Origin of the sequence: Kitasatospora sp. NPDC059648, assembly GCF_042734825.1 — a bacterium.
Lineage (GTDB): Bacteria > Actinomycetota > Actinomycetes > Streptomycetales > Streptomycetaceae > Kitasatospora.
This window is the reverse complement of the sequence record NZ_JBHWDU010000211.1, coordinates 1-2,292: the sequence shown is the minus strand read 5'-3', so window position 1 is coordinate 2,292 and position 2,292 is coordinate 1. Positions and strand designations below refer to the sequence as shown.

Annotated in this window: 2 protein-coding genes; both read left to right on the top strand. The window is 70.5% G+C overall.

What is annotated here, in order from left to right; genetic code table 11:
* Positions 1 to 109 precede the first annotated feature (109 nt).
* The gene (istA, locus tag ACFV1W_RS40490) at positions 110 to 1,378 is read left to right on the top strand and encodes an IS21 family transposase (protein ID WP_380422569.1); all 1,269 of its coding nucleotides are present in this window, start codon (positions 110 to 112) and stop codon (positions 1,376 to 1,378) included.
* A complete protein-coding gene (gene istB / locus ACFV1W_RS40485) occupies positions 1,375 to 2,226 on the top strand; it encodes an IS21-like element helper ATPase IstB (RefSeq protein WP_380422567.1) in 852 nt (283 codons plus the stop codon). The genes istA and istB overlap by 4 nt, the downstream gene beginning before the upstream one ends.
* The last annotated feature ends 66 nt before the right edge of the window (positions 2,227 to 2,292 follow it).

Genomic DNA, 2,292 nt, shown 5'->3' with positions numbered 1-2,292 from the left:
TGTCGGCAACGGGTGAAACGAGGACCACGGACAGCGGATCAAAAGCGGGTCACTTCGTGATCTCTTGATCATCCTGACTTCATGGGTAGCGGGAGTCAGGAGGAAAGAGGTGATCGGGGTGGAGGACTGGGCTGAGATCCGTCGGCTGCATCGGGCCGAAGGTTTGTCTGCGCGGGCGGTGGCTCGGCAGCTGGGGATCTCCCGGGGCACGGTGGCGCGGGCCCTGGGCTCGGACCGGCCGCCGGTCTACCAGCGGGCGTTGAAGGGCTCGGCGGTGGACGCCGTGGAGCCGGCGGTCCGCGAGTTGCTGCGGCAGACGCCGACGATGCCGACCACGGTGATCGCCGAGCGGATCGGCTGGGAGCGGGGGCTGACGATCCTGCGGGAGCGGGTGCGCGAGCTGCGGCCGGCCTATCTTCCCGTCGACCCCATCTCGCGGACGGTCTACGAGCCCGGCGAGCTGGCCCAGTGCGACTTGTGGTTCCCGGAGACGGACATCCCCCTCGGCTACGGCCAGAGCGGCCGTCCGCCGGTGCTGGTCGTCGTCTCCGGCTACTCCAGGATGATCACCGCCAGGATGCTGCCCTCGCGACAGACCAACGATCTGATCGACGGTCACTGGCGGCTGCTGACCGGCTGGGGCGCCGTCCCGAAGACGCTGGTCTGGGACAACGAGCCGGGCGTCGGCAGGGGCCGGCCGACCAGCGAATTCGCCGCCTTGGCGGGCCTGCTCGCCACCAGGATCCACTTCTGCCGGCCCCGGGATCCCGAGGCGAAGGGCCTGGTGGAACGGGCCAACGGATACCTGGAGACATCCTTCCTGCCCGGCCGGACCTTCGCCGGCCCGGGCGACTTCAACAGCCAGCTGGCCGCCTGGCTGCAGAACGCAAATCGTCGCCGGCACCGCACGATCGACGCCCGGCCCCTCGACCGGTGGGAGAGCGACCGGGCGGCCATGCTGGCCATCCCGCCCGTCGACCCGCCGACCTGGTGGCCGCTTCGCACCCGCCTGGGCCGCGACCACTACATCCGCGTGGACACCAACGACTACTCTGTCCACCCCCGTGCGATCGGCCGCCTCGTCACCGTCCGGGCCGACACCGAGGAGATCACCGTGACCTGCGGCGAGGACGTGGTGGCCCGCCATGCCCGCTGCTGGGCCCGCCACCAGTCGATCACCGACCCCGAGCACGTCGCCGCGGCCCACGGCCTGCGCGAGGAGGTCTGGCAGCAACGGGCCGCCCGCGCTGCCTCCGCCCAGGCCGCGCTCCTGGCGCCAGACGGCCTCGGCGTCGAGGTCGAACAGCGCGAGCTGGCCACCTACGACCGCATCTTCACCCTCATCGAGGGCGGAGCCGGAAAAGAGGACCCCCGATGACCCCGACCAACGCCCCCACCAGCCAGAACACCACCACCGCCAAGAGCGACCGTCCACCCGAGGCGCGCGCCGCCCGCACCGGCCGGCAGACCGCCGCCGACCTCGCCTTCCTCGCCCGAGCGGTGAAGGCCCCCGCCCTGCTGGACGCCGCCGAGCGCCTGGCCGAACGCGCCCAGGCCGAGTCCTGGACCCACCTCGAATACCTCGTCGCCTGCCTGCAGCGCGAGGTCGCCGCCCGCGACAGTCACGGCGGAGAGGGCCGCATCCGCGCCGCCCGCTTCCCCGCCGTCAAGACCCTCGAGGAACTCGACCTCGCCCACCTGCGCGGGCTGACGCGCCAGCAACTCGCCCATCTGGGAACATTGGACTTCATAGCCGCCCGGGAGAACGTGATTTTTCTGGGCCCGCCCGGGACCGGCAAGACGCACCTGGCCACCGGACTCGCCATCCGCGCCTGCCAGGCCGGCCACCGGGTCGCGTTCGCCACCGCAGCCCAGTGGGTCGACCGCCTGGCCGCCGCTCACCAGGCCGGCCGGCTCCAGGACGAACTGGTCAAGCTCGGCCGCTACCCGCTGATCGTGATCGATGAAGTGGGCTACATCCCGTTCGAACCAGAGGCCGCGAACCTGTTCTTCCAACTGATCTCGAACAGATACGAACGCGCGAGCGTGATCGTCACCTCGAACAAGCCCTTCGGACGCTGGGGAGAGACATTCGGCGACGAGACCGTCGCCGCCGCCATGATCGACCGACTCGTCCACCACGCCGAGGTCCACTCCCTCAAAGGCGAGTCCTACCGCATGCGAGGACGCGAACTCGGACGCGTCCCCACCGACGACAACGACTGACAGCGAGACCACGACTGGCCCTCAACTGAACCGTTGGAACCGGCCCGTTTTCAGCCGTCGCCGACA